The sequence below is a fragment of the Frankia sp. AiPa1 genome (genome assembly GCF_023243075.1).
In the GTDB taxonomy this organism is placed as follows: Bacteria; Actinomycetota; Actinomycetes; order Frankiales; family Frankiaceae; genus Frankia.
Window position 1 is genome coordinate 211,956 of record NZ_JALKFZ020000001.1, and the last position, 26,997, is coordinate 238,952.

The 26,997-nt window shown below is 68.6% G+C and carries 21 protein-coding genes and 4 tRNA genes; 7 read left to right on the forward strand and 18 right to left on the reverse strand.

The features are described 5' to 3' along the window. Positions 1–166 precede the first annotated feature (166 nt). The 9 genes from MXD95_RS00900 to MXD95_RS00940 all read right to left on the reverse strand — a co-directional run bounded on the left by MXD95_RS00900 (position 167) and on the right by MXD95_RS00940 (position 13,148). On the reverse strand, positions 167–4,057 hold the full coding sequence (locus tag MXD95_RS00900) for a DNA-directed RNA polymerase subunit beta' (RefSeq protein WP_250638541.1): 3,891 nt from the start codon (positions 4,055–4,057) through the stop codon (positions 167–169). Between the two features lie 46 nt (positions 4,058–4,103). Next, entirely contained in the window at positions 4,104–7,529 is a 3,426-nt protein-coding gene (gene rpoB, locus MXD95_RS00905; RefSeq protein WP_250638542.1) for a DNA-directed RNA polymerase subunit beta, read from the reverse strand. A gap of 1,027 nt (positions 7,530–8,556) precedes the next feature. Next, positions 8,557–8,949, reverse strand: coding sequence for a 50S ribosomal protein L7/L12 (gene rplL, locus MXD95_RS00910; RefSeq protein WP_250638543.1), 393 nt, complete (start codon positions 8,947–8,949; stop codon positions 8,557–8,559). A gap of 229 nt (positions 8,950–9,178) precedes the next feature. Continuing rightward, positions 9,179–9,754, reverse strand: a complete 576-nt coding sequence (gene rplJ / locus MXD95_RS00915; protein WP_250638544.1) for a 50S ribosomal protein L10 — start codon at positions 9,752–9,754, stop codon at positions 9,179–9,181. A 644-nt stretch (positions 9,755–10,398) separates the two neighbouring features. Continuing rightward, complete coding sequence (rplA, locus tag MXD95_RS00920; protein ID WP_250638545.1) at positions 10,399–11,115, reverse strand: 50S ribosomal protein L1; 717 nt, start codon at positions 11,113–11,115, stop codon at positions 10,399–10,401. A gap of 94 nt (positions 11,116–11,209) precedes the next feature. Next, the gene (gene rplK, locus MXD95_RS00925; protein WP_250638546.1) at positions 11,210–11,644 is read right to left on the reverse strand and encodes a 50S ribosomal protein L11; all 435 of its coding nucleotides are present in this window, start codon (positions 11,642–11,644) and stop codon (positions 11,210–11,212) included. Between the two features lie 53 nt (positions 11,645–11,697). Continuing rightward, on the reverse strand, positions 11,698–12,618 hold the full coding sequence (gene nusG, locus MXD95_RS00930; RefSeq protein ID WP_250638547.1) for a transcription termination/antitermination protein NusG: 921 nt from the start codon (positions 12,616–12,618) through the stop codon (positions 11,698–11,700). Between the two features lie 161 nt (positions 12,619–12,779). Continuing rightward, positions 12,780–13,028, reverse strand: a complete 249-nt coding sequence (gene secE, locus MXD95_RS28780) for a preprotein translocase subunit SecE (RefSeq protein WP_308301418.1) — start codon at positions 13,026–13,028, stop codon at positions 12,780–12,782. 47 nt (positions 13,029–13,075) lie between these two features. After that, positions 13,076–13,148, reverse strand: a tRNA-Trp gene (locus MXD95_RS00940). A 301-nt stretch (positions 13,149–13,449) separates the two neighbouring features. On the opposite strand from MXD95_RS00940, the gene MXD95_RS00945 reads away from it, so the two are divergent. After that, a complete protein-coding gene (locus tag MXD95_RS00945; protein WP_250638549.1) occupies positions 13,450–14,658 on the forward strand; it encodes a pyridoxal phosphate-dependent aminotransferase in 1,209 nt (402 codons plus the stop codon). Positions 14,659–14,801: 143 nt separating this feature from the next. On the opposite strand, the gene MXD95_RS00950 is transcribed toward MXD95_RS00945, so the two are convergent. The 5 genes from MXD95_RS00950 to MXD95_RS00970 all read right to left on the reverse strand — a co-directional run bounded on the left by MXD95_RS00950 (position 14,802) and on the right by MXD95_RS00970 (position 16,584). Beyond that, positions 14,802–15,230, reverse strand: coding sequence for a MaoC family dehydratase (locus MXD95_RS00950; protein WP_250638550.1), 429 nt, complete (start codon positions 15,228–15,230; stop codon positions 14,802–14,804). Positions 15,231–15,300: 70 nt separating this feature from the next. Continuing rightward, entirely contained in the window at positions 15,301–15,759 is a 459-nt protein-coding gene (locus MXD95_RS00955) for a MaoC family dehydratase N-terminal domain-containing protein (RefSeq protein ID WP_250638551.1), read from the reverse strand. Between the two features lie 319 nt (positions 15,760–16,078). Beyond that, a complete protein-coding gene (rpmG, locus tag MXD95_RS00960; RefSeq protein ID WP_009740545.1) occupies positions 16,079–16,243 on the reverse strand; it encodes a 50S ribosomal protein L33 in 165 nt (54 codons plus the stop codon). A 93-nt stretch (positions 16,244–16,336) separates the two neighbouring features. Further along, positions 16,337–16,410 (reverse strand) — tRNA-Met (locus tag MXD95_RS00965). A gap of 101 nt (positions 16,411–16,511) precedes the next feature. Next, positions 16,512–16,584: transfer RNA gene (locus tag MXD95_RS00970), tRNA-Thr, on the reverse strand. Positions 16,585–17,009: 425 nt separating this feature from the next. Here MXD95_RS00970 and MXD95_RS00975 point away from each other — a divergent pair. Both MXD95_RS00975 and MXD95_RS00980 read left to right on the forward strand, forming a co-directional pair. After that, complete coding sequence (locus MXD95_RS00975) at positions 17,010–18,368, forward strand: GH25 family lysozyme (RefSeq protein ID WP_250638552.1); 1,359 nt, start codon at positions 17,010–17,012, stop codon at positions 18,366–18,368. A gap of 288 nt (positions 18,369–18,656) precedes the next feature. After that, positions 18,657–19,316: a DUF7144 family membrane protein gene (locus MXD95_RS00980; RefSeq protein ID WP_250638553.1), complete on the forward strand. Its 660-nt coding sequence runs from the start codon at positions 18,657–18,659 to the stop codon at positions 19,314–19,316. 4 nt (positions 19,317–19,320) lie between these two features. Here the strand turns inward: MXD95_RS00980 and MXD95_RS00985 are convergent, their stop codons facing one another. Further along, positions 19,321–19,752, reverse strand: a complete 432-nt coding sequence (locus MXD95_RS00985; protein WP_250638554.1) for a gamma-glutamylcyclotransferase family protein — start codon at positions 19,750–19,752, stop codon at positions 19,321–19,323. 42 nt (positions 19,753–19,794) lie between these two features. Here MXD95_RS00985 and pyrE point away from each other — a divergent pair, with 42 nt between their 5' ends. After that, positions 19,795–20,325 carry an orotate phosphoribosyltransferase gene (gene pyrE / locus MXD95_RS00990; RefSeq protein ID WP_250638555.1) on the forward strand — a complete coding sequence of 177 codons (531 nt, stop codon included), beginning with the start codon at positions 19,795–19,797 and terminating at the stop codon, positions 20,323–20,325. A gap of 101 nt (positions 20,326–20,426) precedes the next feature. Here pyrE and MXD95_RS00995 read toward each other — a convergent pair. After that, positions 20,427–20,511: transfer RNA gene (locus MXD95_RS00995), tRNA-Tyr, on the reverse strand. A 186-nt stretch (positions 20,512–20,697) separates the two neighbouring features. On the opposite strand from MXD95_RS00995, the gene MXD95_RS01000 reads away from it, so the two are divergent. Next, on the forward strand, positions 20,698–21,186 hold the full coding sequence (locus MXD95_RS01000; RefSeq protein ID WP_250638556.1) for a YajQ family cyclic di-GMP-binding protein: 489 nt from the start codon (positions 20,698–20,700) through the stop codon (positions 21,184–21,186). Positions 21,187–21,431: 245 nt separating this feature from the next. On the opposite strand, the gene htpX is transcribed toward MXD95_RS01000, so the two are convergent. Together htpX and MXD95_RS01010 are read right to left on the reverse strand one after the other, a co-directional pair. Then, positions 21,432–22,301, reverse strand: a complete 870-nt coding sequence (htpX, locus tag MXD95_RS01005) for a zinc metalloprotease HtpX (RefSeq protein ID WP_250638557.1) — start codon at positions 22,299–22,301, stop codon at positions 21,432–21,434. 237 nt (positions 22,302–22,538) lie between these two features. Continuing rightward, entirely contained in the window at positions 22,539–23,459 is a 921-nt protein-coding gene (locus tag MXD95_RS01010) for a Rossmann-like and DUF2520 domain-containing protein (protein ID WP_250638558.1), read from the reverse strand. 586 nt (positions 23,460–24,045) lie between these two features. Between MXD95_RS01010 and MXD95_RS01015 the strand changes: the two genes are divergently transcribed. Together MXD95_RS01015 and MXD95_RS01020 are read left to right on the forward strand one after the other, a co-directional pair. Then, the gene (locus tag MXD95_RS01015; protein ID WP_250638559.1) at positions 24,046–25,929 is read left to right on the forward strand and encodes a 2-oxoacid:acceptor oxidoreductase subunit alpha; all 1,884 of its coding nucleotides are present in this window, start codon (positions 24,046–24,048) and stop codon (positions 25,927–25,929) included. Beyond that, positions 25,926–26,987: a 2-oxoacid:ferredoxin oxidoreductase subunit beta gene (locus tag MXD95_RS01020; RefSeq protein ID WP_250638560.1), complete on the forward strand. Its 1,062-nt coding sequence runs from the start codon at positions 25,926–25,928 to the stop codon at positions 26,985–26,987. The genes MXD95_RS01015 and MXD95_RS01020 overlap by 4 nt, the downstream gene beginning before the upstream one ends. Positions 26,988–26,997 lie beyond the last annotated feature (10 nt).

The following is a 26,997-nucleotide window of genomic DNA, read 5'->3' on the forward strand; positions in this document are numbered from 1 at the left end:
CTGCGGATCTGCGCCCAGGGCACGGACGTCGCCGCAGCCGTCGTTCCCGCCTGGCCGTCGATCGTCACCGGTCGTCCATCCCTCCGGAAATGCCGAACGGCGGCCCGGCGCCCCTCGATTGGGAGGGGAGGCCGGGCCGCCGTCAGGTTACGCGTGGATCAGCGGCTCAGCGGAAGTCGCCAGAGCTGCGGTAGTCGAAATCGTCGAGCGGGACGGCCTGCCCGGAGCCCGTGCCGAAGGCGCCGTACTCGACACTGCCGCCATCCTCGTAGGCCCCGACGGAGTACATCGCCGCGCGCGCCTCCTCGGTCGGCTCCACCCGGATGTTGCGGTACCGGGAGATGCCCGTGCCCGCCGGGATCAGCTTTCCGATGATGACGTTCTCCTTCAGGCCGACGAGCGAGTCCGAGCGCGCGTTGATCGCCGCGTCGGTGAGCACTCGGGTCGTCTCCTGGAAGGAGGCCGCCGACAGCCAGGACTCGGTGGCCAGCGACGCCTTGGTGATTCCCATCAGCACTGGCCGGGCCGAGGCGGGCTGGCCGCCCTCCTCGACGACGCGCCGGTTCTCCGATTCGAAGCGGGCCCGCTCGCACAGCTCGCCGGGCAGCAGGACGGTCTCGCCGGACTCGAGCACGTTCACCCGCTTGAGCATCTGGCGGATGATGATCTCGATGTGCTTGTCGTGGATGGACACGCCCTGCGACCGGTACACCTCCTGGACCTGTTCGACCAGGTGGAGCTGAACCTGACGCGGGCCGAGGATGCGTAGCACCTCGTGCGGGTCGACGGCACCGTCGACGACCTGGTTGCCGACCTCGATGCGATCGCCCTCGCGGACACGCAGCCGGGAGCGACGGGAGACCGGGTAGGCGATCTCCTCGCTGCCGTCGTCGGGAACGACCACGACCTTGAAGGTCTTCTCGGTCTCCTCGATCTTGATTCGGCCGGAGACCTCGGTGATCGGCGCCTTACCCTTGGGGCTGCGGGCCTCGAACAGCTCGACGACACGCGGCAGACCCTGGGTGATGTCGTCGCCGGCGACGCCGCCCGAGTGGAACGTACGCATCGTGAGCTGGGTGCCGGGTTCGCCGATGGACTGGGCAGCGACGATGCCGACGGCCTCGCCGACGTCCACCAGCTTGCCGGTGGCCAGCGACCGGCCGTAGCACTGGGCGCACACGCCCATCCGGGACTCGCAGGTCAGGGCGGAGCGGACCCGGACGTTCTCGATGCCGGCCTCGATGATCTGGCCGATCGCGACATCGCCGGCGTCGGTGCCGGCGGGCACGATGATCTCACCGTGCTCGTCGACGGCGTCGGAGGCGAGCGTGCGCGCGTAGGCCGAGGTTTCGGCGTAGCGGTCGCGCACCAGGACGCCGTCGGCGCCGCGGCTGGCGATCCGGGTGAGGATGCCGCGCTCGGTGCCGCAGTCCTCCTCGCGCACGATGACGTCCTGGCTGACGTCGACGAGCCGGCGGGTCAGGTAGCCGGAGTCGGCGGTACGCAGGGCGGTGTCGGCCAGACCCTTTCGGGCACCGTGGGTCGAGATGAAGTACTCGACCACAGTGAGGCCCTCGCGGAAGTTCGCCTTGATCGGCCGCGGGATGATCTCACCCTTCGGGTTTGAGACCAGACCACGCATGCCGGCGAGCTGCCGGATCTGCATCATGTTTCCGGCGGCACCCGAGCTGACCAGCACATGGACCGGGTTGGTCTTCGGGAAGTTCGCCTCCATGGCCTCGGCGATCTTGTTGGTCGCCTCGGTCCAGATCTGGACAAGCTCGCTGCGGCGCTCCTCGTCGGAGAGGAAGCCGCGGTCGAACTGCTTCTGCACCCGGTCGGCCCGCTGCTCGTACTCGTCGAGAATCTGCGCCTTGTTCGGCGGCGCGACGACGTCCTCGATGGCGACGGTGACCCCGGACCGGGTCGCCCAGTAGAAACCGGCGCTCTTGAGCGCGTCCAGCGTCGCCGCGACCTGGATCTTCGGGTACCGCTCGGCCAGGTCGTTGACGATAGCGGCCTGGGCCTTCTTGTTCAGCTGGTCGTTGATGAAGGGGTAGCCCTCCGGCAACGCCTCGTTGAGCAGGCAGCGACCGAAGGTGGTCTCCAGGGTGAAGACATCCCCGGTGATCCAGTCGGCCGGCGGCGTCCACTCCGAGGGCGGGGTGGTGTCGCGCAGCCGGACGCTGATCCGCGCCTGCAGCGCGATCTCCTTCGCGTCGAAGGCCATCTGCGCCTCGGCCACCGACGAGAACGCCCGACCCTCGCCGATGGAGTCCTCGGCCATCGTCGAGAGGTGGAACACGCCGGTGACCATGTCCAGCGAGGGCATGGCCAGCGGCCGGCCGGACGCCGGCGAGAGGATGTTGTTGCTCGACAGCATCAGGATCCGCGCTTCGGCCTGGGCCTCGGCGGACAGCGGCAGGTGCACCGCCATCTGGTCACCGTCGAAGTCGGCGTTGAACGCGGTGCAGACCAGCGGGTGGATCTGGATGGCCTTGCCCTCGACCAGCTGCGGCTCGAAGGCCTGGATGCCCAGGCGGTGCAGGGTCGGTGCCCGGTTGAGCAGCACCGGGTGCTCGGTGATGACCTCTTCGAGCACGTCCCACACGACCGGGCGGGCCCGCTCGACCATCCGCTTGGCCGACTTGATGTTCTGCGCGTGGTTGAGGTCCACCAGGCGCTTCATCACGAACGGCTTGAACAGCTCCAGTGCCATCTGCTTGGGCAGACCGCACTGGTGCAGCTTGAGCTGCGGACCGACGACGATGACCGACCGGCCGGAGTAGTCGACCCGCTTGCCGAGCAGGTTCTGGCGGAACCGGCCCTGCTTGCCCTTGAGCATGTCGGACAGCGACTTGAGCGGACGGTTACCCGGGCCGGTGACCGGCCGGCCGCGGCGGCCGTTGTCGAACAGCGCGTCGACGGCCTCCTGCAGCATCCGCTTCTCGTTGTTGACGATGATCTCGGGCGCGCCGAGATCGAGCAGCCGCTTGAGCCGGTTGTTCCGGTTGATCACCCGGCGGTACAGGTCGTTGAGGTCGGAGGTCGCGAAGCGGCCACCGTCGAGCTGCACCATCGGCCGCAGGTCCGGCGGGATCACCGGCACGCAGTCGAGCACCATCCCCATCGGGGAGTTGCGGGTGTTCAGGAACGCGGAGACGACCTTGAGCCGCTTGAGCGCACGGGCCTTCTTCTGCCCCTTGCCGCTGCGGATGGTCTCGCGCAGCGACTCCGCCTCGGCGGCCAGGTCGAACTCGGAGATGCGCCGCTGCAGTGCCTCGGCGCCCATGCCACCGTCGAAGTACTGGCCGAACCGGTCGCGCAGCTCGCGGTAGAGCAGCTCGTCCGGCTCCAGGTCCTGGACCTTCATGTTCTTGAAGCGGTCGAAGACCCGGCCAAGATCGTCGATCTTACGCTGCGAACGGTCGCGGATCTGCCGCATCTCGCGCTCGGCCGACTCGCGGACCTTGCGCCGCGCGTCGCCCTTGGCGCCCTCCGCTTCGAGCTGCGCGAGGTCGCCCTCGAGCCGCTTCTGCCGGGTCTCGACGTCGGCGTTCTTCCTGTCCTCGAGCTGCTGCTTCTCCACGCCGATGCGGGCCTCGAGGGTAGGCAGGTCGCGGTGGCGCGCGTCCGTGTCCACCTTGGTGATCATGTAGGCGGCGAAGTAGATGACCTTCTCAAGGTCCTTCGGTGCCAGGTCCAGCAGGTAGCCAAGGCGGCTCGGGACACCCTTGAAGTACCAGATGTGGGTGACCGGGGCGGCGAGCTCGATATGGCCCATCCGCTCACGGCGCACCTTCGCCCGGGTGACCTCGACGCCACAGCGCTCGCAGATGATCCCCTTGAACCGGACCCGCTTGTACTTGCCGCAGTAGCACTCCCAGTCCCGGGTCGGCCCGAAGATCTTCTCGCAGAAGAGGCCGTCCTTCTCGGGCTTCAGGGTGCGGTAGTTGATCGTCTCCGGCTTCTTGACCTCGCCGTGCGACCACTGTCGGATGTCGTCCGCGGTGGCAAGACCGATGCGCAGTTCGTCGAAGAAGTTGACGTCCAGCAAGACTGTCGCCTGCTCTCTCTATTTCGGTCGGGACGCAGGGAGTCGGTCAGACTTCCTCGACGCTGTTCGGCTCGCGCCGGGACAGGTCGATCCCGAGTTCCTCCGCCGCACGGAAGACGTCCTCGTCGGTGTCACGCATCTCGATCTGCACACCGTCGCTCGAGAGCACCTCGACGTTGAGGCACAGCGACTGCATCTCCTTGATGAGCACCTTGAACGACTCCGGGATACCGGGCTCCGGAATGTTCTCGCCCTTGACGATCGCCTCGTAGACCTTGACCCGGCCCACGACGTCGTCCGACTTGATAGTCAGCAGCTCCTGCAGGGCGTAGGCGGCGCCGTAGGCCTCCAGCGCCCAGACCTCCATCTCACCGAACCGCTGGCCACCGAACTGCGCCTTACCACCCAGGGGCTGCTGGGTGATCATCGAGTAGGGGCCGGTCGAGCGAGCATGAATCTTGTCGTCGACCAGATGGAGCAGCTTGAGGATGTAGATGTAGCCCACCGCCACCGGGTACGGGTACGGCTCGCCGGTACGGCCGTCGAACAGCGTGGCCTTGCCGGAGGAGCCGATCAGCTGGACGCCATCGCGGTTCGGCAGGGTCGAGTCGAGCAGGCCGGTGATCTCCTCCTCTCGCGCGCCGTCGAACACCGGGGTCGACACGTTCGTCCCGGCGGGGGCGGCGTCGGCGCCGATGCCGCGCAACCGCTCCTTCCAGCCCTCGGTACCGGCATCCACCTGCCAGCCGGTCTTGGCGACCCAGCCGAGGTGGGTCTCCAGGATCTGGCCGATGTTCATCCGGCGGGGCACGCCGTGCGGGTTGAGCACGACGTCGACCGGGGTGCCGTCCTCGAGGAAGGGCATGTCCTCGGCGGGGAGGATCTTGGCGATGACGCCCTTGTTGCCGTGCCGGCCGGCGAGCTTGTCGCCATCGGTGATCTTCCGCTTCTGGGCGACGTACACCCGGACCAGCTCGTTGACGCCGGGGGGCAGCTCGTCGCCGTCCTCGCGGGAGAACACCCGCACGCCGATGACCTTGCCGGACTCGCCGTGCGGCACCTTCAGCGAGGTGTCGCGGACCTCGCGGGCCTTCTCGCCGAAGATCGCACGCAGCAGCCGCTCCTCCGGAGTCAGCTCGGTCTCGCCCTTCGGGGTGACCTTGCCGACCAGGACGTCACCGGTCTGCACGTCGGCACCGATCCGGATGATCCCGCGCTCGTCGAGGTCGGCCAGGACCTCCTCGGCGACGTTCGGGATGTCCCGGGTGATCTCCTCCGGGCCGAGCTTGGTGTCGCGGGCGTCGACCTCGTGCTCCTCGATGTGGATCGACGAGAGCACGTCGTCCTGCACGAGGCGTTGCGACAGGATGATCGCGTCCTCGTAGTTGTGCCCCTCCCACGGCATGAAGGCGACCAGCAGGTTCTTGCCAAGCGCCATCTCGCCGTTGTCGGTGCACGGGCCGTCCGCGATGACGTCGCCGGCCTCGATCCGGTCGCCCTCGAAGACGATCGGCTTCTGGTTGATGCAGGTGCCCTGGTTTGAGCGGCGGAACTTGGCCAGCCGATAGGTACGCCGGGTGCCGTCGTCGTGCATGACGGTGATGTAGTCGGCGGAGAGGTCCTCGACCACGCCGGCCTGGACCGCGACGATCACGTCACCGGCGTCCTTGGCCGCGCGAGCCTCCATACCGGTGCCGACCAGCGGCGCCTCGGAGCGCAGCAGCGGCACCGACTGGCGCTGCATGTTCGAGCCCATCAGCGCGCGGTTGGCGTCGTCGTGCTCGAGGAACGGGATCATGGCCGTGGCCACGGACACCATCTGCCGCGGCGAGACGTCCATGTAGTCGACCTCGTCCGGCGGGATGAACTCGACCTCACCGCCCTTGCGGCGGACCAGGACGCGGTCTTCGGCGAACGTCCCGTCGGGACGCAGTGGCGTGTTCGCCTGCGCCTTGACGTGCCGGTCCTCCTCGTCCGCGGTCAGGTAGTCGATCTGCTCGGTGACCCGGCCGCTGACGACCTTGCGGTACGGGGTCTCGACGAAGCCGAACGGGTTGACCCGCGCGAACGTCGACAGCGAGCCGATCAGGCCGATGTTCGGGCCTTCCGGCGTCTCGATCGGGCACATCCGGCCGTAGTGGCTGGGGTGCACGTCTCGGACCTCGAAGCCGGCCCGTTCCCGGGACAGACCACCCGGGCCCAGCGCCGACAGGCGGCGCTTGTGGGTCAGGCCCGCCAACGGGTTGGTCTGGTCCATGAACTGGGAGAGCTGGCTGGTGCCGAAGAACTCCTTGATGGAGGCGACGACCGGCCGGATGTTGATCAGGGTCTGCGGCGTGATCGCCTCGACGTCCTGGGTGGTCATCCGCTCCCGGACGACTCGCTCCATCCGCGCCAGGCCCAGGCGGACCTGGTTCTGGATGAGTTCGCCGACCGTGCGCAGCCGCCGGTTGCCAAAGTGGTCGATGTCGTCGACCTCGTACTCGGCCGGGTCGGCACCCGCGTGCAGCTTGACGACGTACTCGATCGTGCGCACGATGTCGTCCTCGGTGAGGACGCCGACATCGTGCGCGACCTCGAGCGAGAGCTTCTTGTTGACCTTGTAGCGGCCGACCTTGGCCAGGTCGTAGCGCTTCGGGTTGAAGAAGAGGTTCTCCAACAGGGTCTGCGCCGACTCCCGCGTCGGCGGCTCGCCCGGGCGCAGCTTGCGGTAGATGTCCAGCAGCGCGTCATCCTGGCTGGCGGTGTGGTCCTTCTCCAGGGTGACCCGCATCGACGGGAAGTCGCCGAAGCGCTCCAGGATGCGCGCCTCGTCCCAGCCGAGCGCCTTGAGCAGCACGGTGACGGACTGGCGGCGCTTGCGGTCGATGCGGACGCCGACGGTGTCCCGCTTGTCGATCTCGAACTCGAGCCAGGCGCCCCGGCCCGGGATCACCTTGCAGGAGTAAAGGTCCTTGTCGGACGCCTTGTCGAGGCTGCGTTCGAAGTACACCCCGGGGGACCGGACGAGCTGGCTGACCACCACGCGCTCGGTGCCGTTGATGACGAAGGTGCCCTTGGGGGTCATGAGCGGGAAGTCGCCCATGAACACCGTCTGGCTCTTGATCTCACCGGTGGTGTTGTTGGTGAACTCGGCCGTCACGAACAGCGGAGCCGAGAACGTCATGTCCTTGTCCTTGCACTCCTCCACGGAGTACTTGGGCGGCTCGAACCGGTGGTCCCGGAAGGACAGGGACATGGAGCCGGAGAAGTCCTCGATCGGGGAGATCTCCTCGAAGACCTCCTCCAGACCAGAGGTGATCGGAACATCGTCCCGACCCGAGTCGATGGCCTCCTGAACCCGCTCCGCCCAGGTGTCACTGCCGATCAGCCAATCAAAGGACTGCGTCTGAAGAGCAAGGAGATCCGGGACCTCGAGGGGCTCGATGATCTTAGCGAACGAGATGCGGGAGGAAGAGCGCGAGGCGGCCAAGGTGGTCCTTCCGGTGGCCTGATCGTCGGGCTGGCGTCGCGGACGTCAAGGATCCGTCGGGGGGTGGTCAGGTGATCAGTGTCTCGCTACGGTTGTCGGGAACACCGGCGGGGGTGCCCCGCCAGTGAGAGGATGACCGCGGGACGCAATCGTGCGGGGCGGCCGGCGCAGATCGTTCTGCCGGTTCGAACTGCCCCGCCGACTCAAACGGCCCTGTTGGCTCGGCGGCCGGTCGCGCGGTCGGAGTAAACCCTCGTCCCGCAGCGGGGTCCGTCGGTTCCTGGTCCATCGGTCCGCAAAACCGCAGCCGATCGGTGCGGCCGGCCTTCGGCTGACTGCGGGCACGCCGAAGGGCCGTCGCGGCGCGAGCGCGCGGCGAGGCCAGTGTCCGCTGAGAACAACGGGTCGGTGCACAGGCGTTGGGATCCTCGGTGTGGCTGCTAAAAGCCGTGCCAGGCACCAGCACGACCAGCGCGCCCCCGCGTCGAACCGACCCGCCGTAGACGCGGCTCCGGCGAGCCGCCGGGGCCACCCGGCGGCATGGACCGAACCCCCATTGGAGAGCCCGACCTCACCGGGGAACCGGCGTCTCGGAGCCGATGCAACGAAAAGGGCAGCGCAAACTAGCAGTGTAGCCGAAGGGCACACCGCTGGCAAGGCCGTGCGCGGGAGGACCGCGCGCAGGGAACGTAGCTCAACGCATCTGCTTCCCGACGAGTGTTCGCGACATGATGGAACCCCGATCCACAGAGGCCGTCAACCCCCTTGGGAAAACGTCACGAACGACTCGACCTGCTCAACCGCTTACGTAGCAGCGCATCCGGGCATTTCGTCCCGCCGGACACGGCATGGGCCGGGACACCTCGGAGGTGCCCCGGCCCATGCCGTGTGGCGTTGCGGCCAACGACCGCGTGCGCTCCGGGACGGGGCCGTTGAACGACCTCCCGGAGCGCGCCCGGCAGCCGGCAGCAGAGCTTGCCGACCGCCGCCGGTGCGCCGCTGGCCTACCGCTGGGAGCCGACAGTGACTACTTGACGGTGACCGTCGCGCCAGCGCCCTCGAGGGCCGCCTTGGCCTTGTCCGCGGCCTCCTTGGCAACCTTCTCCAGAACCGGCTTCGGGGCGCCGTCGACGAGGTCCTTGGCCTCCTTCAGCCCGAGGCTGGTCAGCGCACGGACCTCCTTGATGACCTGGATCTTCTTGTCGCCGACCGACTCGAGGATCACGTCGAACTCGTCCTGCTCCTCGGCGGCCGGCGCGTCGGCACCCGCGCCACCGGCAGCCGGGACGGCGGCCACGGCGACCGGCGCGGCCGCGGTGACGCCGAAGGTCTCCTCGAACTGCTTCACGAACTCGGAGAGCTCGAGCAGGGTCAGTTCCTTGAACGCGTCCAGCAGCTCTTCGGTGGACAGCTTCGCCATGGTGGCGTTTCCTTCCTCGTCAGTCTGTGCTCAGGTAGGTCTGTTCCGGGGACAGGCAGCGCCCTACGGCAGCGTTGCGCCGCACCTGGCGCACCGGCCTCCAGAAACCGGAGCGACCCGGGATGGCCCGGACCAAACGGTGCCCCGGATCAAACGGGTGCTCGGGATCGAGCGGGTGCTCAGGATCGAGCGGTGCCCGGGCCTGCGGTCTGCACGCCCTGGCGGTGCGTCACTGCGCGGCGGCCTCGGCGGCGACCGGCGCGGCATCGGCAGCGTCCGCCGCCGGGGCCGCGCTGGCCTTCTGCTCGCGCAGTGCCTCGGCGAGCCGGGCGACCTGCGACAGCGGGGCGGCGAACAACCCGACCGCGCCGGCCAGAGAGCCCTTCATGGCCCCGGCCAGCTTCGCCAGCAGAACCTCGCGGGACTCGAGATCCGCGAGCTTGCGGATCTCGTCAGCGCTCAGCGGCTTGCCCTCGACGACGCCGCCCTTGACGATGAGCGCCGGGTTCGCCTTCGCGAAGTCGCGCAGGCCCCTCGCCGCCTCGACCGGGTCGCCGGCGACGAACGCGACCGCGGTCGGGCCGACGAACAGCTCGTCGAGCCCGGTGACCCCGGCCTGGTTCGCCGCAATCTTGGTGAGGGTGTTCTTGACGACCGCGTAGCGGGTGCCGCCACCCAGGGCACGCCGCAGCTCGGTGAGCTGGCTGACCGTCAGGCCGCGGTACTCGGTGAGCACCGCGGCGTTCGAGGAGCGGAAGTCCTCGGCGATCTCCGCCACCGCGGCGGTCTTCTCAGCTTTCGCCATGGGGCTCCTTCGGGATGTGCGCCGGTCATCCGCCCATCCGCCCGACCGCCCCGGGAAACGACAAACGCCCCGGCGCAGGCGCACGGGGCGTGACAACCGCGGATCCGTCCGGGGACAGCAGCCCACCTGCGCTGCCGACCGCCCTCAGGCTGCCGCGATCCATCGCTTTCCGCCACCTACGCGGGCCGCCCGGGAGATCGGGCCTTCGGCTGCCGTCCCACCACCAGCGGGCGGAGCCCACCAGGGAGAACGACGGCGACCAGCGGTCTTCGGTGAAAATGTGTGATCGCTGTCAAGTATACGCGACGCCCAGCCGGCATCGACCGCGGCCACCGCCACCGCCACCGGTCCGTCGACCGCCCCGCGGCGCCTCCGACCCGCCACACAGCCAAAGTCACGCTCTGCGATCGAAACCCAGAGCCGCGCGGGGGTCAAGATCTAAACAGGTCGCCGTGGGGGCGTTCGCGTCCGATTTGCCCCCTACAAGGACCTGTGTAACCAGATCTTGCTCGATCGCCCATCCCGGTGCGTAGCGATCTCAGGTCCGGAACAGCGGCCGGCCCGGACAGTACGGGAGACTGTCCGGGCCGGCGCGCAGAGCAGGTGAAGCAGAGCAGGTGAAGCGGCGCTCGCGGGCGGAGCCGTCAGGCGGCGGCGACGTCCTCGAGCAGGTTGCGAGTGCGGTTCGGGTCAACCGGAATGCCGGGGCCCATGGTGGTGGCGAAGGTGATCTTCCTCAGGTACCGGCCCTTGGCCGCCGACGGCTTGACCCGGACGATCTCGTCGAGGGCCGAGGTGTAGTTCTCGATCAGCTGCGCGTCGGTGAAGCTTGTCTTGCCGATGACGATGTGCAGGTTGCCCTGCTTGTCAACCCGAAAGTTGATCTTTCCGCCCTTGATGTCGGACACGGCCTTGCCGATGTCCAGGGTGACGGTGCCGGTCTTCGGGTTCGGCATCAGGCCGCGAGGGCCGAGGATCCGGGCGATCCGGCCAACCTTGGCCATCTGGTCCGGCGTGGCGACCGTCGCGTCAAAGTCCAGGAAACCCTCCTGGATGCGGGCGACCAGGTCGTCGCTGCCGACAATGTCGGCGCCGGCGGCGCTCGCCTCGGCGGCCTTCTCACCAGCGGCGAACACCGCGACCCGCGGCGATTTGCCGGTTCCGTGCGGGAGATTGACGGTACCCCGGACCATCTGGTCGGCCTTGCGCGGGTCGACGCCAAGCCGGATCGCGACCTCGACCGTCGCGTCGTACTTGGTCGTGGACGTCTCCTGCGCCAGCCGGACCGCCTCCAGCGGGCTGTACAGGTTGTCCAGGTCGATCTTCTCAGCTGCGGCGCGGTAGGACTTGCTGCGCTTCATGGTGTCTCCTCGTGGTGCCGGCGGACGGTCGGACGACCGGTCAGGGCCGTCCGCACGCCCTCCCACGGCGTCGGATCGGGTCGTGCGGGTACTGCTAGTCGCCGACGGTGATGCCCATCGACCGAGCGGTGCCGGCGATGATCTTCTCCGCGGCCTCGATCGTCGTGGCATTGAGGTCGGGGAGCTTGGTCTGGGCGATTTCGCGCACCTGGGCGGGCGTCAGCTTGGCGACCTTGTCCCGGTGCGGGGTGCCGCTGCCCTTGTCGACTCCGGCTGCCTTGAGAATGAGCCTCGCGGCCGGCGGAGTCTTGGTGACGAACGTGAACGACCGATCATCGAACACGGTGATCTCGACCGGCACGACGTTGCCGGACTGCGACTCGGTCGCCGCGTTGTACTGCTTGCAGAACTCCATGATGTTCACGCCGTGCTGACCCAGCGCAGGGCCGACCGGCGGCGCCGGGGTGGCCTTCCCGGCGTTGATCTGGAGCTTGATGATCGCAGTGATCTTCTTCTTCTTGGGCGGCATGTGCTCGTCTTCCTGCCGGGGCTGCTGGCTTTCGGGTTACGCGGACCGGATGGTCAGATCTTCGCGACCTGGTTGAACTGGAGCTCGACGGGTGTTTCCCGACCGAAGATCGAGACCAGCACCTTCAGGCGCTGGGCGTCGAGGTTGATCTCGCTGATGGTCGCCGGAAGAGTGGCGAACGGGCCGTCCATGACGGTGACCGACTCGCCGACCTCGAACTCCTGGACCCGGACGGTCTCGACCTTCTTCTCCTTCGGGGCCGCCGGCGCGAGGATGGACAGCACCTCCTCGCGGCGCAGCGGCGAGGGCCGGTTGGTAAGCCCCACGAACCCGGTCACACCCGGCGTGTTGCGAACTGCGGACCAGGACTGGTCGGTCAGATCCATCCGGACATAGATGTACCCGGGGTACTTCTTCTGCAGGACCATCTGCCGCTTGCCGTTCTTGACGACCGGGACCTCCTCGGTCGGCACCTCGATCTGGAAGATGTAGTCCTCCATGTTGAGGCTGGAGATCCGGGTCTCGAGGTTGGTCTTGACCTTGTTCTCGTAGCCAGCGTAGGAATGCACGACGTACCACTCGCCCGGCGCGTCCTCGATCGCGCGGCGCAGCTGCTCGTCCTCGTCCTCATCCGCGGGCGACGGTGTGGAACTCGCCGGCTGCGCTGTGGCCTCGACCGCGCCGCCGCCGTTGAGGGCACCAGAGCCGTTGAGGGCGCCAGAGCCGTTGAGGGCGCCGCGGTCGGCGCCAGTGTCGGACCCGGGATCCACGGACTCCTGGTCGGACGGATCATCCAGCGCGGCCGGCTCCGGCGAGGCGGAATCGGCGGCGAGCGTCGCATCACCGAGGACGTCGTCGGGCTCAGCGCCGGCGTCCGTGCTCGCCACCTCGTCACGCTCGAACGCCGCCAGGGGATCGAGACGAGAGAGGGCTTCCCCCTGCTCGGAGGAGGCGTGCTCGGGCGACTGGGACACGCGGGCGATCCTTTGCTCGTAAACGCTGCTGCTGTGACACCGCTCCAGCGGGACGCTGCGCGGGCGTGGTGCGAGGGTACGGCCGCCGACCGGCTGGCGACCCGGCGTCGACCACCCGCCGCCCGTCTGCCCACCCCGACCCGGTCGGCCGGCGAGCTCGGTCAGCCGAAGATCGCGAGGATCGCCTTCGTCAGCCCGAAGTCGAGACTGGCCACAAAAGCTGTCACCACGGTGACAAAGACAAGCACGACCGCCACGTACGTGACCAGCTCGCTTCGCCCCGGATAGACCACCTTCCGGAGCTCCGCCATGACCTCGCGGATGAACTGGACAGGCCGATACCGGCGCCGAGCCGCGGTACGTGTGGCCCCCCTGGGACGCGGTGCCGCGTCACGGGTATCGGTCGCCACTCACTCCACCCACTCTGTCGCCGAATCAGCCGGACCATCGAACAGCGCAGGGGCGACAGGACTCGAACCTGCAACCGCCGGTTTTGGAGACCGGTGCTCTACCAATTGAGCCACGCCCCTAGAACGCGCCCCGACCCCCGGAACCGTCACCGACCCGCACGTTGCGCACCTCCACCGTAACGCACGGTTCGGGCTGCGGGCCGGTTACCGGAATGGGTACCCGGGCGGACCGAGCATACCCCTTCATCGGCCGGACTCCGCAGGCACCGATCGCGCGAGGTGCTCCAGCCGCAGCCGACCGCCGTCCGAACCGGGCCCGGTGGGCCCCGCTGCCCGGTCCGTCCGGACCGTCGAGCGCGGCCATCCGGATCTGTCGATCCCGGCCGCGTGCTTGGCGCCCCCCCGTGAGCACCATGGCAGCATGGGCGGCATGAGCAGGATCTCACGCCGCATCGGCGCCATCGCCCCATCCGCCACGCTCGCCGTGGACGCGACGGCGAAGGCGATGCGCGCCGCCGGTCAGGACGTCGTCGTCTTCGGTGCCGGTGAACCGGACTTCCCGACGCCGGACCACATCGTCGCCGCTGCCGAGAAGGCATGCCACGAACCCAGGTTCCACCGCTACACCCCCTCCGGCGGACTGCCGGAGCTGCGTGCCGCGGTCGCCGAGAAGACCCGGCGCGACTCCGGCGTCTCGGTGACCCCGAGCCAGGTTCTGATCACCAATGGTGGCAAGCAGGCCGTCTACGAGGCGTTCGCGACTCTGCTGGATCCAGGGGATGAGGTACTGCTGCCAGCGCCGTACTGGACGACCTACCCCGAGTCGATCCGGCTGGCGGGCGGCGTACCAGTCGAGGTCGTGACCGGCCCCGACGCCGACTACCGGGTCACCGTCGAACAGCTCGATGCCGCCCGCACCGAGCGCACCAAGGTGCTGCTGTTCTGTTCGCCCTCCAACCCGACCGGCGCGGTGCACACGCCGGAGGAGGTCCGCGCGATCGGCGAGTGGGCGGCCCGCAGCGGGATCTGGGTGCTGGCCGACGAGATCTACGAGCACCTCGTCTACGGCGAGGCCCGGTTCTCCTCGATCCTCGCCGAGGTCCCGGACCTGGCCGAGCGATGTGTCATCGTCAACGGCGTCGCGAAGACCTACGCGATGACCGGCTGGCGGGTTGGCTGGCTGCTCGGCCCCACCGACGTCATCGGTGCCGCGACGAACCTGCAGTCCCATGCGACGTCGAACGTGTCGAACATCGCCCAGGCCGCCGCCCTCGCCGCGGTCACCGGCCCGCTGGACGCCGTTGTCGAGATGCGCACCGCCTTCGACCGGCGCCGCCTGACCATGCACCGGATGCTCAGCGAGATCAACGGGGTCCGGTGCCCGGTGCCGCAGGGGGCCTTCTACTGCTACCCGTCGCTGCAGGAGGCGCTCGGCCGTCCCCTGCGCGGGCGGCTGCCCGCGACCAGTTCGGAGCTCTGCCAGCTCATCCTCGAGGAGGTGGGCGTGGCGATCGTCCCCGGCGAGGCGTTCGGGACCCCGGGCTTCGCCCGGCTGTCGTACGCGCTCAGCGATGATGATCTGGTCAAGGGCGTCGACCGGGTCGCCGCGCTGTTCGCCGAGCTCGGCTGACCGGGCGATATCCCCTTACCTGCGGGAGTCACTGAGGACGAGCTCGGTGCGGGAGCGAGGCGCACCGAGCCCGTCCAGGGACCAGGTTCCGGCGCGTCTCCCAGGCGCCGGAACCCGGGCTCGGGGGCGCGCCTCCGGCCGACTCAGGGCAGCCGGAGGGTGGCCCGCGAGGCCATCAGAACCTTCTCCCCGCGGCACCGGGTGGTGAGATTCACCACCACATGGTTGCCGTCGAGCTTCTTCTCCACGACACCGCGCACGGAGACGAGGGCGCCCTCGTCGTCATCGGGAACCACGACCGGGGAGGAGAACTTCACCCCGAACTCGACGATCGCCCCGGGGTCACCAGCCCAGTCCGTGACCAGCCGGGCCGCGGTCGCCATGGTGAGCATCCCGTGCGCGATCACCCCGGGCAAGCCGGACTCGGCCGCCGCCCGATCGCTCCAGTGGATGGGGTTGAAGTCGCCGGACGCCCCGGCATACCGGACGAGGTCGGACCGACGCAGCGGGAACAGCCGCTCGGGCAGCTCGGTGCCGACCTCGACGTCGTCATACGCGATCGTCGCCGTCATCGTCGTACTCCCTACGCAGTCAGCTGTCCCGCTGTCATCGGATCGCCGGGCGGCGCCGGGCGCGTTCGGGTCACTCGCGCGGCGCGGCGGTTCCTCGCGACACCAGGGTGCAGGTACCGGTGGCGACCTGTTCACCGGCGGTCGTCTCGTACTGGTAGGTGGTGACGAGCACCTCGTTGCGGCCCACCGACCGGATGCTCGTCAGCGTCGACGCCGTAACCAGCTCATCCCCGGCGAACACCGGACGGCGCTGACTGAAACGTTGCTCGCCGTGGACGACCAGCGTGTAGTCCAGACCGAGCGCCGGGTCGTCGGTCGGCAGGCCCAGCGCGCCGGGAATGGCGTTGACCAGGAACGTTGGCGGCGCGACCAGATCGGGATAGCCGGCGGCCTTGGCCGCCTCCACATCGTGGTAGAGGGGGTTGTCGTCTCCGATGGCCTGGGCGAACCGTCTGATGTGCTCCCGCCCGACCTGGAACGGCACCTCGGCGACGAAGCGTCGACCGACGAAGTCCTGGTTGAGCGGCATCACGGCTCCGTCTCTGGGTGTCGAGGCTCCTGGGCGACCAGGATCCTGGGCGACGAGGATCCCCGGGCGACGAGGTCTCTGGCGCCGCAGCTTCTGGGGCCGCGGTTCCCGGGTAGCGAGGTGTCAGGAGCACCATCCCACCACGCGGGCTCGTCGCACGGCCGATGTGGACCAGCCCGATGGTGGCGTCATCCGTCGACACTGCACACCTCGACATGGCACACCTCGACATGGCACGCAAAACAGCCGACCAGGTTGATACCTGGCCGGCTGTCGCGGATCATCGACGAGCGCCGAGACGCGCCCGAGCCGAGTCGCCTCAGCGGGTCTCGCGGTGCTCGGTGTGCTTGCCGCAGTTCGGGCAGAACTTCTTCAGCTCAAGACGATCCGGGTCATTACGCCGGTTCTTGCGCGTGATGTAGTTCCGGTGCTTGCACACCTGGCACGCCATCGTGATCTTTGGGCGAACGTCAGTGGCGGCCACGGCGTGATGCCTCTTTCTAAGTCGACTGCTGAACTGAGTGGGGTAGCGGCAGGCCGCGAACCCCAAGAGGGCACGGCCCGCCGCGCCCCGACGTAGCGGTGGCCGGACTTGAACCGGCGACACAGCGATTATGAGCCGCTTGCTCTGCCAGACTGAGCTACACCGCCAGGATGGCCACCCGGATCACCGGGGACCGGACCAGCTTACCCGGGAGAACCGGCGGAACCGCTCAACCCAGACACGAACCCGCCCGAAGACCGGAACGCGGAGCCCCTTTACGGAATCGAACCGTAGACCTTCTCCTTACCATGGAGACGCTCTGCCGACTGAGCTAAAGGGGCGCGAGGTCGCGGAGCTCAGATTACACGACGCCGGGCGCGAGTGGGTGGGCCACCCCCTGTCGATTCGTCCGCCAGCCGCCGCCCGTCCCGTCGGGCTTCCCCCCGCCCTCCGTCCGCGCGGGCTCCCATCCGCGGGCGTCGGCCTCGCCGCAGCGGACAGCCACCCTTTGGGCTCCCTTCATCCCCCTTCGCCCGATGGCGCGCCGCCACGCCCGACCCGCCGCCCACTGCGTCCCGAAGATGGCGTGACGCCCGGGGAACACAACTGTCCGTAGTTAGTAACTCGAGCCACCTCAGCTTTGGTAGCTGTAAGTAATTCCTCGAATGCTTAGCGTGTAGCCCGCCTGGTGGTCCGTCCTTGCCTGACGCGACCGACCGGCTCCCGAGCCTCCTGAGCGTCGCCTCCCGAGCATCGAGGGTTGCCCATGCGCCTCACTCCGCGTCCTGGCCAGTTCCCGCACCCACGAGCCGTCCCGCCCGATCACGCCGCCCACCCGGGCGGATCCATTCCGGCTCCCTCGACCCAGGACCGGACGATGCTCCCCGTCCCGCTACCGCGCCGGTTGTTCAGCATCGCGATGCTCACGGCCGCGACGCTCACCCTGTCCGGCACGACCGGTGTCGCGCACGGCGCGACCCCCTCACCGCTGTGGCCACGCGGGGTGGACGTGGCGTCCTGGCAGCATCCCGGCGGCAGGCCGATCGATTGGAAAGCCGCCCGGCTCTCCGGTGTGAGCTTCGCGATCATCAAGGCAACCGAGGGCCTGCGGTACGCCAACCCCTACTACGCCGCCGACCGCGACGCGGCGGCCCAGGCCGGACTGGTGGTCGGGGCGTACCACTACGCGCGACCCTCCGCGTCTATCGGTACCGCCGTGGAACAGGCGAAGCACTTCGTTGCGGTGACCGGCCTGACCCGGGCCCCCGCAACCCTCGCCCCGGCACTCGACCTCGAGGACAGCGGCGGGCTCGACCCGAAGACACTCGTCGCGTGGACCAGGGCGTTCCTCGAGGAGGTCGAGTCGCAGACCGGCCGCACGCCCACTCTCTACACCTACCGGTCGTTCTGGACCGACAGGATGGGCGACTCCCACGACTTCACGAAGTACCCGATCTGGTTCGCGATCTACAACAAGGAGGCGACACCGGGCAGGCTGCCGGGCGGCTGGCCGGGCTGGGCACTGTGGCAGTACACCTCGGGCGGGGAAGTGCCGGGAATCGCCGGCGCGGTGGACACGAATGTCGTGTGCTGCACGCCGGCGGCGCTGGCCGCCCACGCGGACGGCACTCTCAGCGAGATCCAGAAGTGGCACGCCGGTGCGGGACTGACCGCGCTCGTGCTCGGCGCCCCGATCTCGGTGGAGAACCCGGCCGGTGGCGGGGGGCGCTGGCAGCAGTACGCGAACGGGCTCGCCTTCTGGTCGGTCTCGACCGGCGTGCACGCCCTGTACGGCCCGATCTCCACGAAGTACCTCGCCCTCGGCGGCTCCAACAGCCTCCTGCGCCGCCCGATCAGCGACATCGAGTTCACGTCCGCGCCCGGCGGCCAGCAGGCCCGCTTCCAGGGGGGCTGGATCTACTGGAGCGCCGCGACGGGAGCACACGAGGTGCACGGCCAGATCCTGCGGACCTACCTGGCCCTGGGCGGTTCGGGTTCCGCGCTGGGCCTGCCCACGTCGGACGAGTACTCGGTGCCCGGCGGTCGACAGAGCAGCTTCCAGCATGGCCGGCTGCGCTGGGACGCGGTCACGGGCAAGGTCACCCCACTTCCCCCAGGCCCGTAGCCTCGGGACGACCAGGGCTGTGGGAGACCAGGGCTGTCGGCGAGCAGGGCTGTCGGCACGCAGGCACGCGGATGAAGAGGGATGACGTAGGCGGGCGGCGGGTATCGCACCCTAGCGGCGGATGGTAGTCATTCAAATACCAGCGGCTACTGGTACGTCGCCGGACCGCATGGTGCGGGCATCGACCCGCCGCGACCACAAGGTCGCGCCGCCGATCCCGGATGTCCGCCCTCACCGGGCACGGCGGTTCCTGCCGTGCGCGATGCCGGCGGGCAAGGGGAGGACCAGATGGCAGGAAACCGGGCAGCGGTCCCGAGAGGTGGATGGCTCACCTTCGCCGCTGTCATCATGTTCATCGTCGGATTCCACAATCTGATCTACGGCATCGCCTCACTGCGCGACTACACCGTGATCGTGAACAACCTGACCACCGGCGACGTCAACGTGCTGTACGCCGACCGGAACTTCTGGGGCTGGTTGTTCATTTTCATCGGCATCGTGGAGATGGCGATCGCGTTCGGGGTCTACGCCCGCAACGAGGCGGCCCGCTGGGCCGGAGTGGTGATCGCGTCGATCAACGCGATCGGCCAGCTCGCCTACCTCGCGGCGTTCCCGGTGTGGTCGGTCGTGATCATCGCCATCGACGTCCTGGTGATCTACGCCCTGCTCACCCATGAGTTTGCGCCCGCCGGAGGTGGCCACGGGCAGCCCTACCCGAGTGACCGGCCGGGCGTCGGCGCTCCCGCCGGCCGCGCCGCCGGCGTCGGACGGCCGACCGAGCACGCGACCGCCGCACCTGGCGGATCCGGCGCGGCGGCAGGCGGTCGCCCGGCTGCTGGCGGCTCCGCCGAGCCGCCGGGATACGGCGGGCCACCCGGCTATGACGCTCCCGGACCTGACGCTCCGACCGGATACGGCCAGCACGGCGAGGGACGTCCGTCGCGGTGAGCCGTCAGGACCGCTCGGTGAACCGGGCGTGCCAGATCGCGCATCGGCGCGCGTAGTCGTCGAGGTGGCGCTCGCTGAACGCCTGAGGGTCCCAGACCTGGGCGGTCACCTCGGCGAGATCCTTCCAGAGATAGGCGAACACGGCCCGCCCGTCCGTCAGGACGAGCGGGCCGACCTCGTAGGCGACCCCCTCGAAGGCGTCGAGAACACCCGTCTGCGCGGTATCGAGTCCCAGCAGCACCTGGCCGGACGTCTGGGACGCAGGATCCGGCACGAGTCCCGGGTAGAGGCGGTCCCGCAGACCCGCCGCCCGCCAGCCGGCGACAGCGGCCCGCTCCATCCGCGGCACCCGGCCGAGCAGGATGGCCAGTACCTCGGGGAACATCAGCGTCCCGTAGACGAACAACGGCCGGTGACCCTCGACGGGACGCGTCATGAGATCACGCTAGCGGCCGACGGCGCACTAAAGTGCACGGACGTGAGCGACAACGCGGCGCTGGCCGCTCAGGTACGGGCTGCCTCCCACCTCACCGGCACCTTTCTGCTGCGGTCCGGTCGAACGAGCAACGAGTACTTCGACAAGTACCTCTTCGAGGCGGATCCGGCCCTGCTCGCCGCCATCGTCGACGGCCTGGTCGGACTCGTGCCGCCGGAGGCGGAGATCCTCGCTGGTCTGGAACTGGGCGGTGTGCCACTGGCGACCCTCCTCGCTGCGCGCACCGGGCTGCCCGCCCGCTTCGTTCGCAAGAAGGCCAAGGAGTACGGCACCCGGCGGATCGCCGAGGGCGGAGCAGTCGCCGACCGCCAGGTCGTCCTGGTCGAGGACGTGGTGACCTCCGGCGGTGCCGTGTTGGACGCCACCCGGGTGCTGCGCGAGGAGGGCGCGGTAGTGACGGACGTGCTCTGCGTCATTGACCGCGCCGAGGGCGGCCGGGAACGGCTCGCCGAGCTGGGCCTCACACTGCACCCGTTGCTGACCCGCGCCGAGCTCGACGCCGCGGCCGGCTGACTCGGCCCGAACCGACGAGGAAGAACTCCCCCGTCATGGCGACAGGCCCCGGAAGTGCTTCCGGGGCCTGTCGCGCAGCATGATCCGATCCGGATCGGGGGTGGTGGCAGGTGATGGATTCGAACCATCGTAGGCTGAGCCGACGGTTTTACAGACCGCTCCCTTTGGCCGCTCGGGCAACCTGCCGCTGTGGACGAGCATACCGGTCCTGACGGAGCATCGGGACGCGGGCCCACCACAGACGACATCACGCCACCCGATCAGCGCGGTGTGTAGTTAGATATTCGGCTGTCGCGGCCGCCACGACCGCCACCAAGGGCGCTCGCGTCGCGCCATTCGCCCCATACCGCATCGAACAGGAGGTCCGTACTCGTGGCCGACCCGTCCTTTGACATCGTCAGCAAAGTTGATACCCAGGAGATCGACAACGCCGTCAACCAGACGGCCAAGGAGATCCGGAACCGGTTCGACTTCCGGGACACCGGCGCTTCGGCATCCCTGTCGGGCGAGTCGATTCTGCTGATAGCGAACACCGACGAGCGAGTCAAGGCTGTGCTCGACGTCCTGCAGGAGAAGTTCGTCAAACGCGGCATCTCGCTCAAGGCGTTGTCCTTCGACGAGCCGAAGGCGTCGGGCAAGGAGTTCCGCCTGCCCGTGACCGTGCAGCAGGGCATCTCTGAGGAGAAGGCCCGCGTGATCGCGAAGAAGATCCGGACGGATGGGCCGAAAGGGGTACAGGCTCAGATCCAGGGTGATCAACTGAGGGTCACCGGGAAGAAGCGGGACGACCTACAGCGGGTCATCCAGCTGCTGAAGGGCGAGGACTTCGATGTCCCGCTCCAGTTCGTCAACTACCGCTAGGTTTCGCCGGCCGCGCGCCGAGAGTCGTGGCCTCATAATGACGCACCCCGCCCGATGGGGGGTCCGGGCGGGGTGCTTGCGGCGGAGCCTGGGGGTGTGCTCCGCCGCGGTCAGGTTCGCGGGTGGCGGCCATAGCGGCCATCTGCCCGCGCACGCCGGCCATGGAGAAATATTACGCCGCAGCGACGACCGTAAACCTGCGACACCACGACGGACAACAACGTTGTCATCCGGCTGGGTCACCGCTACGGATTCATTCGCGACATCTGCTCCAGCCGCGCGATTCGTTCGTTCATGGGCGGATGCGTCGAGAACAGCTTCGCGACGCCTCCGCCGCGGAACGGGTTCGCAATCATCAGCGCGGCGGCCGGGCCCACCCGTGAGCTGGGCACCAGCGGCCGGGCCGCCGTGCCAAGCTCCAGCTTGCGCAACGCGCTTGCCAGTCCCATCGGGTCGCCGGTGAGCGTCGCACCCGATTCATCCGCCTGATACTCCCGCGCCCGGCTGATGGCGAGCTGGATGATCGTCGCCGCGACCGGACCCAGGATCATCAGCAGGAGAAGTTCAAAGATACCCGGACCGTTCTCATCGTTCCGGCCGCCACCGAAGATAGCGAGGAACTGGGCCATGTTGGCCAGATACACGATGACGCTGGCCAGCGCTCCGGCCACGGACGCGATGAGTATGTCCCGGTTGTAGACATGACTGAGCTCATGCCCAAGGACGCCCCGCAGCTCACGGTCGTCCATGAGTTCCATGATGCCTTCCGTGCAGCAGACCGCCGCGTTACGCGGGCCTCGGCCGGTCGCGAAGGCGTTCGGCGCGCCGGTGGGGCTCAGATAGAGCCGCGGCATCGGCATCCGGGCCTGGCGGGCGAGATCGCCGACGATGGCGTACAGCCGGGGCTGCTCGACCTGGGTCACCGGATAGGCACTCATCGACCGCAGCGCGATGCGGTCGGAGAAGAAGTAGGAAATACCGTTCATCGCCAGCGCAACGAACAGCGCAACGAGCAGACCAGCCCGACCGAACAGAGAGCCGACCAGCAGGATGGCGGCGGACAGCACGCCGAGGAGCAGCGCGGTCTTCAGACCGTTGAGGTGGCGGTGTGACATGGCGATCGGGGTCCGTCCTCTGTGACGACATCCGTCCGCTGGCGATGACCAGGGCCGTAGGTACCCGGAACCGTGGCGACCAGGCCAGGTCGGCGACCGTCGGAACGGCAGTGCGTCTGAACCAGCACCGCTTCAGGAACCGCGGTGCACCCGAACCAACGTGGCAGGGCCAGGGCAACGTTCCCGGGGGGAGCCGGTCCCGGCGGGGATGTGGCCCACACCTGTGGGTCCTGCCCCTCAGGTCTCGGTCAGACCACCGCGCAGCCGGATGGCATCCACCGGGTCGAGGAGGCCGGCGCGGGCGAGCTCGCCGGCGGTGAACAGGGCCAGCGCCCGGTAGACCTCGGCGGCGGCGGGGTCCACCCGGGCCAGGGCGTGCTGGTGCGCGAGCAGTGTGCCCAGGTCGGCGCGACGGACGGGCCCGGTAGCCGCCGCCCAGCCACCGGCCAGCGCGTTGCGGAGAGACGCATGCAGCAACGGGCTCAGAGCGGCGGCCGGATCGGCGATTCCGACGTCCGCGAGGAGGTCCCGGGCAACAGCGGTCAAACTGGCCAGAAAGTTGCCACCGAGGACCAGGGCAGCATGATATTGGTCACGATGCTCCTCCGGAACGTCAAGGGGGACACCGCCGATATCGGCCACCAGGCGCCGCGCTGCCACGATGGCCTGGGCATCCGCGGTGATGCCGAACGGGACGCCCACAAACATCTCCGCCTCGCCACCGGGGAGCCCGTCGGGTTCATCGACGTTCCCCGGCAGCGTCATGATCGGGTGTAGTGCGACGCGGTGAGCGCCGTGGCCCTGTCCAGCGGCCAACACCGCGAGTCCGTGCCGACCGCTGAGGTGCGCGAGGAGCTGACCTGCCCGCACGGCCCCGACGGCGACCAGCCGAGCCGTGACCTGCGCGATCGCGTCGTCGGGCACGGCCACAAGGAGAAGGTCGGCCTGCCGCAGCCGATCCGCGATCCCCGCCGCGGGGCCGGTCCAGGCGGCGGGGAAACGGGCCGCCGCCCGGGCGCGGGCCGACTCGGACCGGGTGCCCACCGCCACCACCGTGTACCCCGCGCCGACGAGGGCGAGAGCCAGAGCGCTGCCGGCCCGGCCGGCTCCGACCAGGCCGACGGCGCTCGCGGCCCGAACAGTCGCAGGTCGGCTCATACCGTCCGCCCGGCCTGTGCCCGGGGGTGGCTGCTCACCATGTGTTCCTTACGCCCGCACCGCGGTACTCCCGCGCGGGGGTACCGAGGCTTAGAGCGGTTGCGCAGGCCCGCGTCGGGCGGACGACACCCCGACGGCGGTTCATGGGCCGATACTCTCGGTGTGGCGGAACCCTCTGCGTGGCAGCTACGGAGGATTGCAAAGCGAAGACAGAGAGTTACTCTAAACACTGACAGACGCCCCCGCATGCCGACAGATCTCGCGGTGGGGGGTGCACAGACAATCAAGGCTCGCCACGTTACGGGCCGATGTCAACACGATCATCGGCGCGACGCCCCGGGAGCGGTTCGCCCGCCGACCACCGCACCATCGGTCACACCCATACGAAGTACTCCGGCCGAACCACGGGGCGCGCATATATACACAGAGTTGACAGTCAATCACCACCAGGGCAGAGAACCGTAGATCATCTAATTCGGGTCCGATCGGTAGGCCGTGTCCGAGCTCTCGGAGAGCCTCGGCTCGCCGCACGCACCTCATTGCGGCAGCCGCTAGGCTGGTGTGGTACCCGAGGAGGTTACTGAAAGTGTCTGAACAGGTCAGGGAGAGGGAGACCCGCCGACTCGACCGGGTCGTCGTGCGCTTTGCGGGCGACTCCGGCGACGGTATGCAACTCACCGGAGAACAATTCACCAGCGAGACCGCCACGTTCGGCAACGACCTGTCGACGCTCCCGGACTTCCCCGCGGAAATCCGCGCGCCAGCCGGCACGCCGGCCGGGGTATCCGGATTCCAGTTGCACTTCTCCGACCACGACATCCTTACCCCGGGCGACGCCCCGGACGTCCTGGTCGCGATGAACCCTGCCGCACTGAAGGCGAATCTGAAGGATCTGCCCTCCGGCGCAAATCTCATCGTCAACACCGATGCATTCACCAGCGGAAACCTGAAAAAGGCTGGATATGCGACGGACCCGCTGACCGACGGCACGCTCGACGAATATGTCGTCCATCGGGTGCCGCTGACCTCGATGACCATTACCGCCGTCCATGCGACGGAAGGCAGTGGTGGGGTCAACAAGAAAGAGGCCGAGCGGGCAAAGAACATGTTCGCCCTCGGCCTGATGAGCTGGCTGTACCACCGGCCCACCGGCGGTACCGAGGCGTTCCTCAACAAGAAGTTCGCGAAGCGCCCGGAGATCGCCGCGGCAAACATCGCGGCCTTCCGCGCCGGTTTCAACTACGGCGAGACGACCGAGTCGTTCACGGTCACCTACGAGGTGGCTCCGGCGCGGATGAAGTCCGGTACCTACCGGCGCATCAGCGGCAACCTGGCCCTGTCCTACGGGCTTGTCGCCGCAGGTGAGCTGACCGGTCTGCCGATCTTCCTCGGGTCCTATCCGATCACCCCCGCGTCGGACATCCTGCACGAACTCAGCAAGCACAAGCGGTTCGGCGTGCGCACCTTCCAGGCCGAGGACGAGATCGCCGGCATCGGCTCGGCGCTCGGTGCCTCGTTCGGTGGCTCGCTCGGCGTCACCACGACCTCCGGTCCGGGCGTGGCGCTCAAGAGCGAGACGATCGGCCTCGCGGTCAGCCTGGAGCTCCCACTGGTGATCGTGGACATCCAGCGCGGTGGCCCGTCAACCGGCCTGCCGACCAAGACCGAGCAGGCCGACCTGCTGCAGGCGATGTTCGGCCGCAACGGCGAGGCCCCGGTGCCGATCGTGGCCCCCCGTTCCCCCGGCGACTGTTTCGACGCGGCCATCGAGGCCGCGCGCCTCGCGACGAAGTACCGCACGCCGGTGTTCCTGCTCTCCGACGGCTACCTGGCCAACGGCTCCGAGCCATGGCTGCTGCCGACCCGCGAGGAACTGCCGGACCTGCGTGTCAGCTTCACCACCGAGCCGAACCACACCGGTGCCAAGGGGCCGGAGTTCTGGCCGTACCTGCGTGACCCGGAGACCCTCGCTCGCCCGTGGGCCATTCCTGGCACGCCGGGCCTCGAGCACCGCATCGGCGGCATCGAGAAGTCCGACGGACAGGGAAACATCTCCTACGACCCAGCCAACCACGACCGGATGGTCCGGCTTCGGGCCGCCAAGGTCGCCGGTATCGCGAACGACATCCCCCCGCTGGAGGTGGATGACCCGTCCGGCACCGCCCAGGTGCTCGTGCTGGGCTGGGGCTCGACCTTCGGTCCGATCGCGGCCGGCTGCCGGCGGGTCCGTGCCAAGGGCCTGCAGGTCGCCCAGGCGCACCTGCGCCATCTCAACCCCTTCCCGGCGAACACCGGGGAGATCCTGCGGTCGTACGACAAGGTGCTCATCCCCGAGATGAACCTCGGCCAGCTGCGGACCCTGATCCGGGCCGAGTACCTCGTCGACGCGATCGGTTACAACCAGGTCCGTGGGCTGCCGTTCAAGGCCGCCGAGCTGGCCGGTGTCTTGGAGGACGTGATCAACCAGTGACCGTCACGACGAACCGTTCCGGAATCAGCAACCGTCTGCTCGACCTGGTGCCCGCCGCGCCCGGACCGCAGAGCCGCAAGGACTTCACCTCCGATCAGGAGGTGCGCTGGTGCCCGGGTTGCGGTGACTACGCCATCCTCGCCACTGTCCAGGGTTTTCTGCCCGAGCTCGGCATCGCGCGCGAGAACGTCGTGTTCATCTCCGGGATCGGCTGTTCCTCCCGTTTTCCGTACTACCTGCAGACCTATGGGATGCACTCCATCCATGGCCGCGCACCGACGATCGCCACCGGCCTCGCCACCTCGCGGCCGGATCTGTCGGTCTGGGTCGTCACCGGAGACGGCGACGCGCTCTCGATCGGTGGCAACCACCTGCTGCACGCGCTGCGCCGCAACGTCAACCTGAAGATCCTGATGTTCAACAACCGGATCTACGGTCTGACCAAGGGCCAGTACTCGCCCACCTCGGAGGTCGGCAAGATCACAAAGTCGACGCCGTACGGCTCGCTGGACCGGCCTTACAACCCGGTCTCGCTGGCCCTCGGCGCGGAGGCGACGTTCGTCGCCCGCTCGATCGACTCCGACCGTGCACATCTGACCTCGGTGCTGCGCGCCGCCGCGGAGCACCCGGGCACGGCGTTCGTCGAGATCTTCCAGAACTGCAACATCTTCAACGACGGCGCCTTCGACCCGCTCAAGGACCGCTCGACCCGTGACGACGTGACGCTGCGCCTCGTGCACGGCGAGCCGCTGGTCTTCGGCGCCGAGGGCGACAAGGGTATCCGGCGCACGGACGACGGCGGCCTGGCGGTCGTCTCCGCCGACGCGCCCGGCGTCCTCGTCCACAACGCGTCGGCCGCGGACCCGAGCCAGTCGTTCGCGCTGTCCAGAGTCACCGGGGACTCCCATGGGGTCACCCCCATCGGCATCTTCCGTAACGTCGATGTTCCGACCTACGACGAGGCGCTCAACAGGCAGATCGTCGATGCGAAGAGCAAGCAGGGTGACGGGGACCTGATGAACCTGATCTCCGGCGGGGAGACCTGGACCATCGCCTGACCCCAGCTGC

Excerpts from the sequence above, each read along its gene's own strand:
- rplL (WP_250638543.1), bottom strand. The coding sequence starts at position 8,949 with ATGGCGAAGCTGTCCACCGAAGAGCTGCTGGACGCGTTCAAGGAACTG.
- rplJ (WP_250638544.1), bottom strand. The coding sequence starts at position 9,754 with ATGGCGAAAGCTGAGAAGACCGCCGCGGTGGCGGAGATCGCCGAGGAC.
- rplA (WP_250638545.1), bottom strand. The coding sequence starts at position 11,115 with ATGAAGCGCAGCAAGTCCTACCGCGCCGCAGCTGAGAAGATCGACCTG.
- rplK (WP_250638546.1), bottom strand. The coding sequence starts at position 11,644 with ATGCCGCCCAAGAAGAAGAAGATCACTGCGATCATCAAGCTCCAGATC.
- MXD95_RS00945 (WP_250638549.1), top strand. The coding sequence starts at position 13,450 with ATGGGCGGCATGAGCAGGATCTCACGCCGCATCGGCGCCATCGCCCCA.
- MXD95_RS00950 (WP_250638550.1), bottom strand. The coding sequence starts at position 15,230 with ATGACGGCGACGATCGCGTATGACGACGTCGAGGTCGGCACCGAGCTG.
- MXD95_RS00955 (WP_250638551.1), bottom strand. The coding sequence starts at position 15,759 with ATGCCGCTCAACCAGGACTTCGTCGGTCGACGCTTCGTCGCCGAGGTG.
- MXD95_RS00975 (WP_250638552.1), top strand. The coding sequence starts at position 17,010 with ATGCGCCTCACTCCGCGTCCTGGCCAGTTCCCGCACCCACGAGCCGTC.
- MXD95_RS00980 (WP_250638553.1), top strand. The coding sequence starts at position 18,657 with ATGGCAGGAAACCGGGCAGCGGTCCCGAGAGGTGGATGGCTCACCTTC.
- MXD95_RS00985 (WP_250638554.1), bottom strand. The coding sequence starts at position 19,752 with ATGACGCGTCCCGTCGAGGGTCACCGGCCGTTGTTCGTCTACGGGACG.
- htpX (WP_250638557.1), bottom strand. The coding sequence starts at position 22,301 with ATGTCACACCGCCACCTCAACGGTCTGAAGACCGCGCTGCTCCTCGGC.
- MXD95_RS01010 (WP_250638558.1), bottom strand. The coding sequence starts at position 23,459 with ATGAGCCGACCTGCGACTGTTCGGGCCGCGAGCGCCGTCGGCCTGGTC.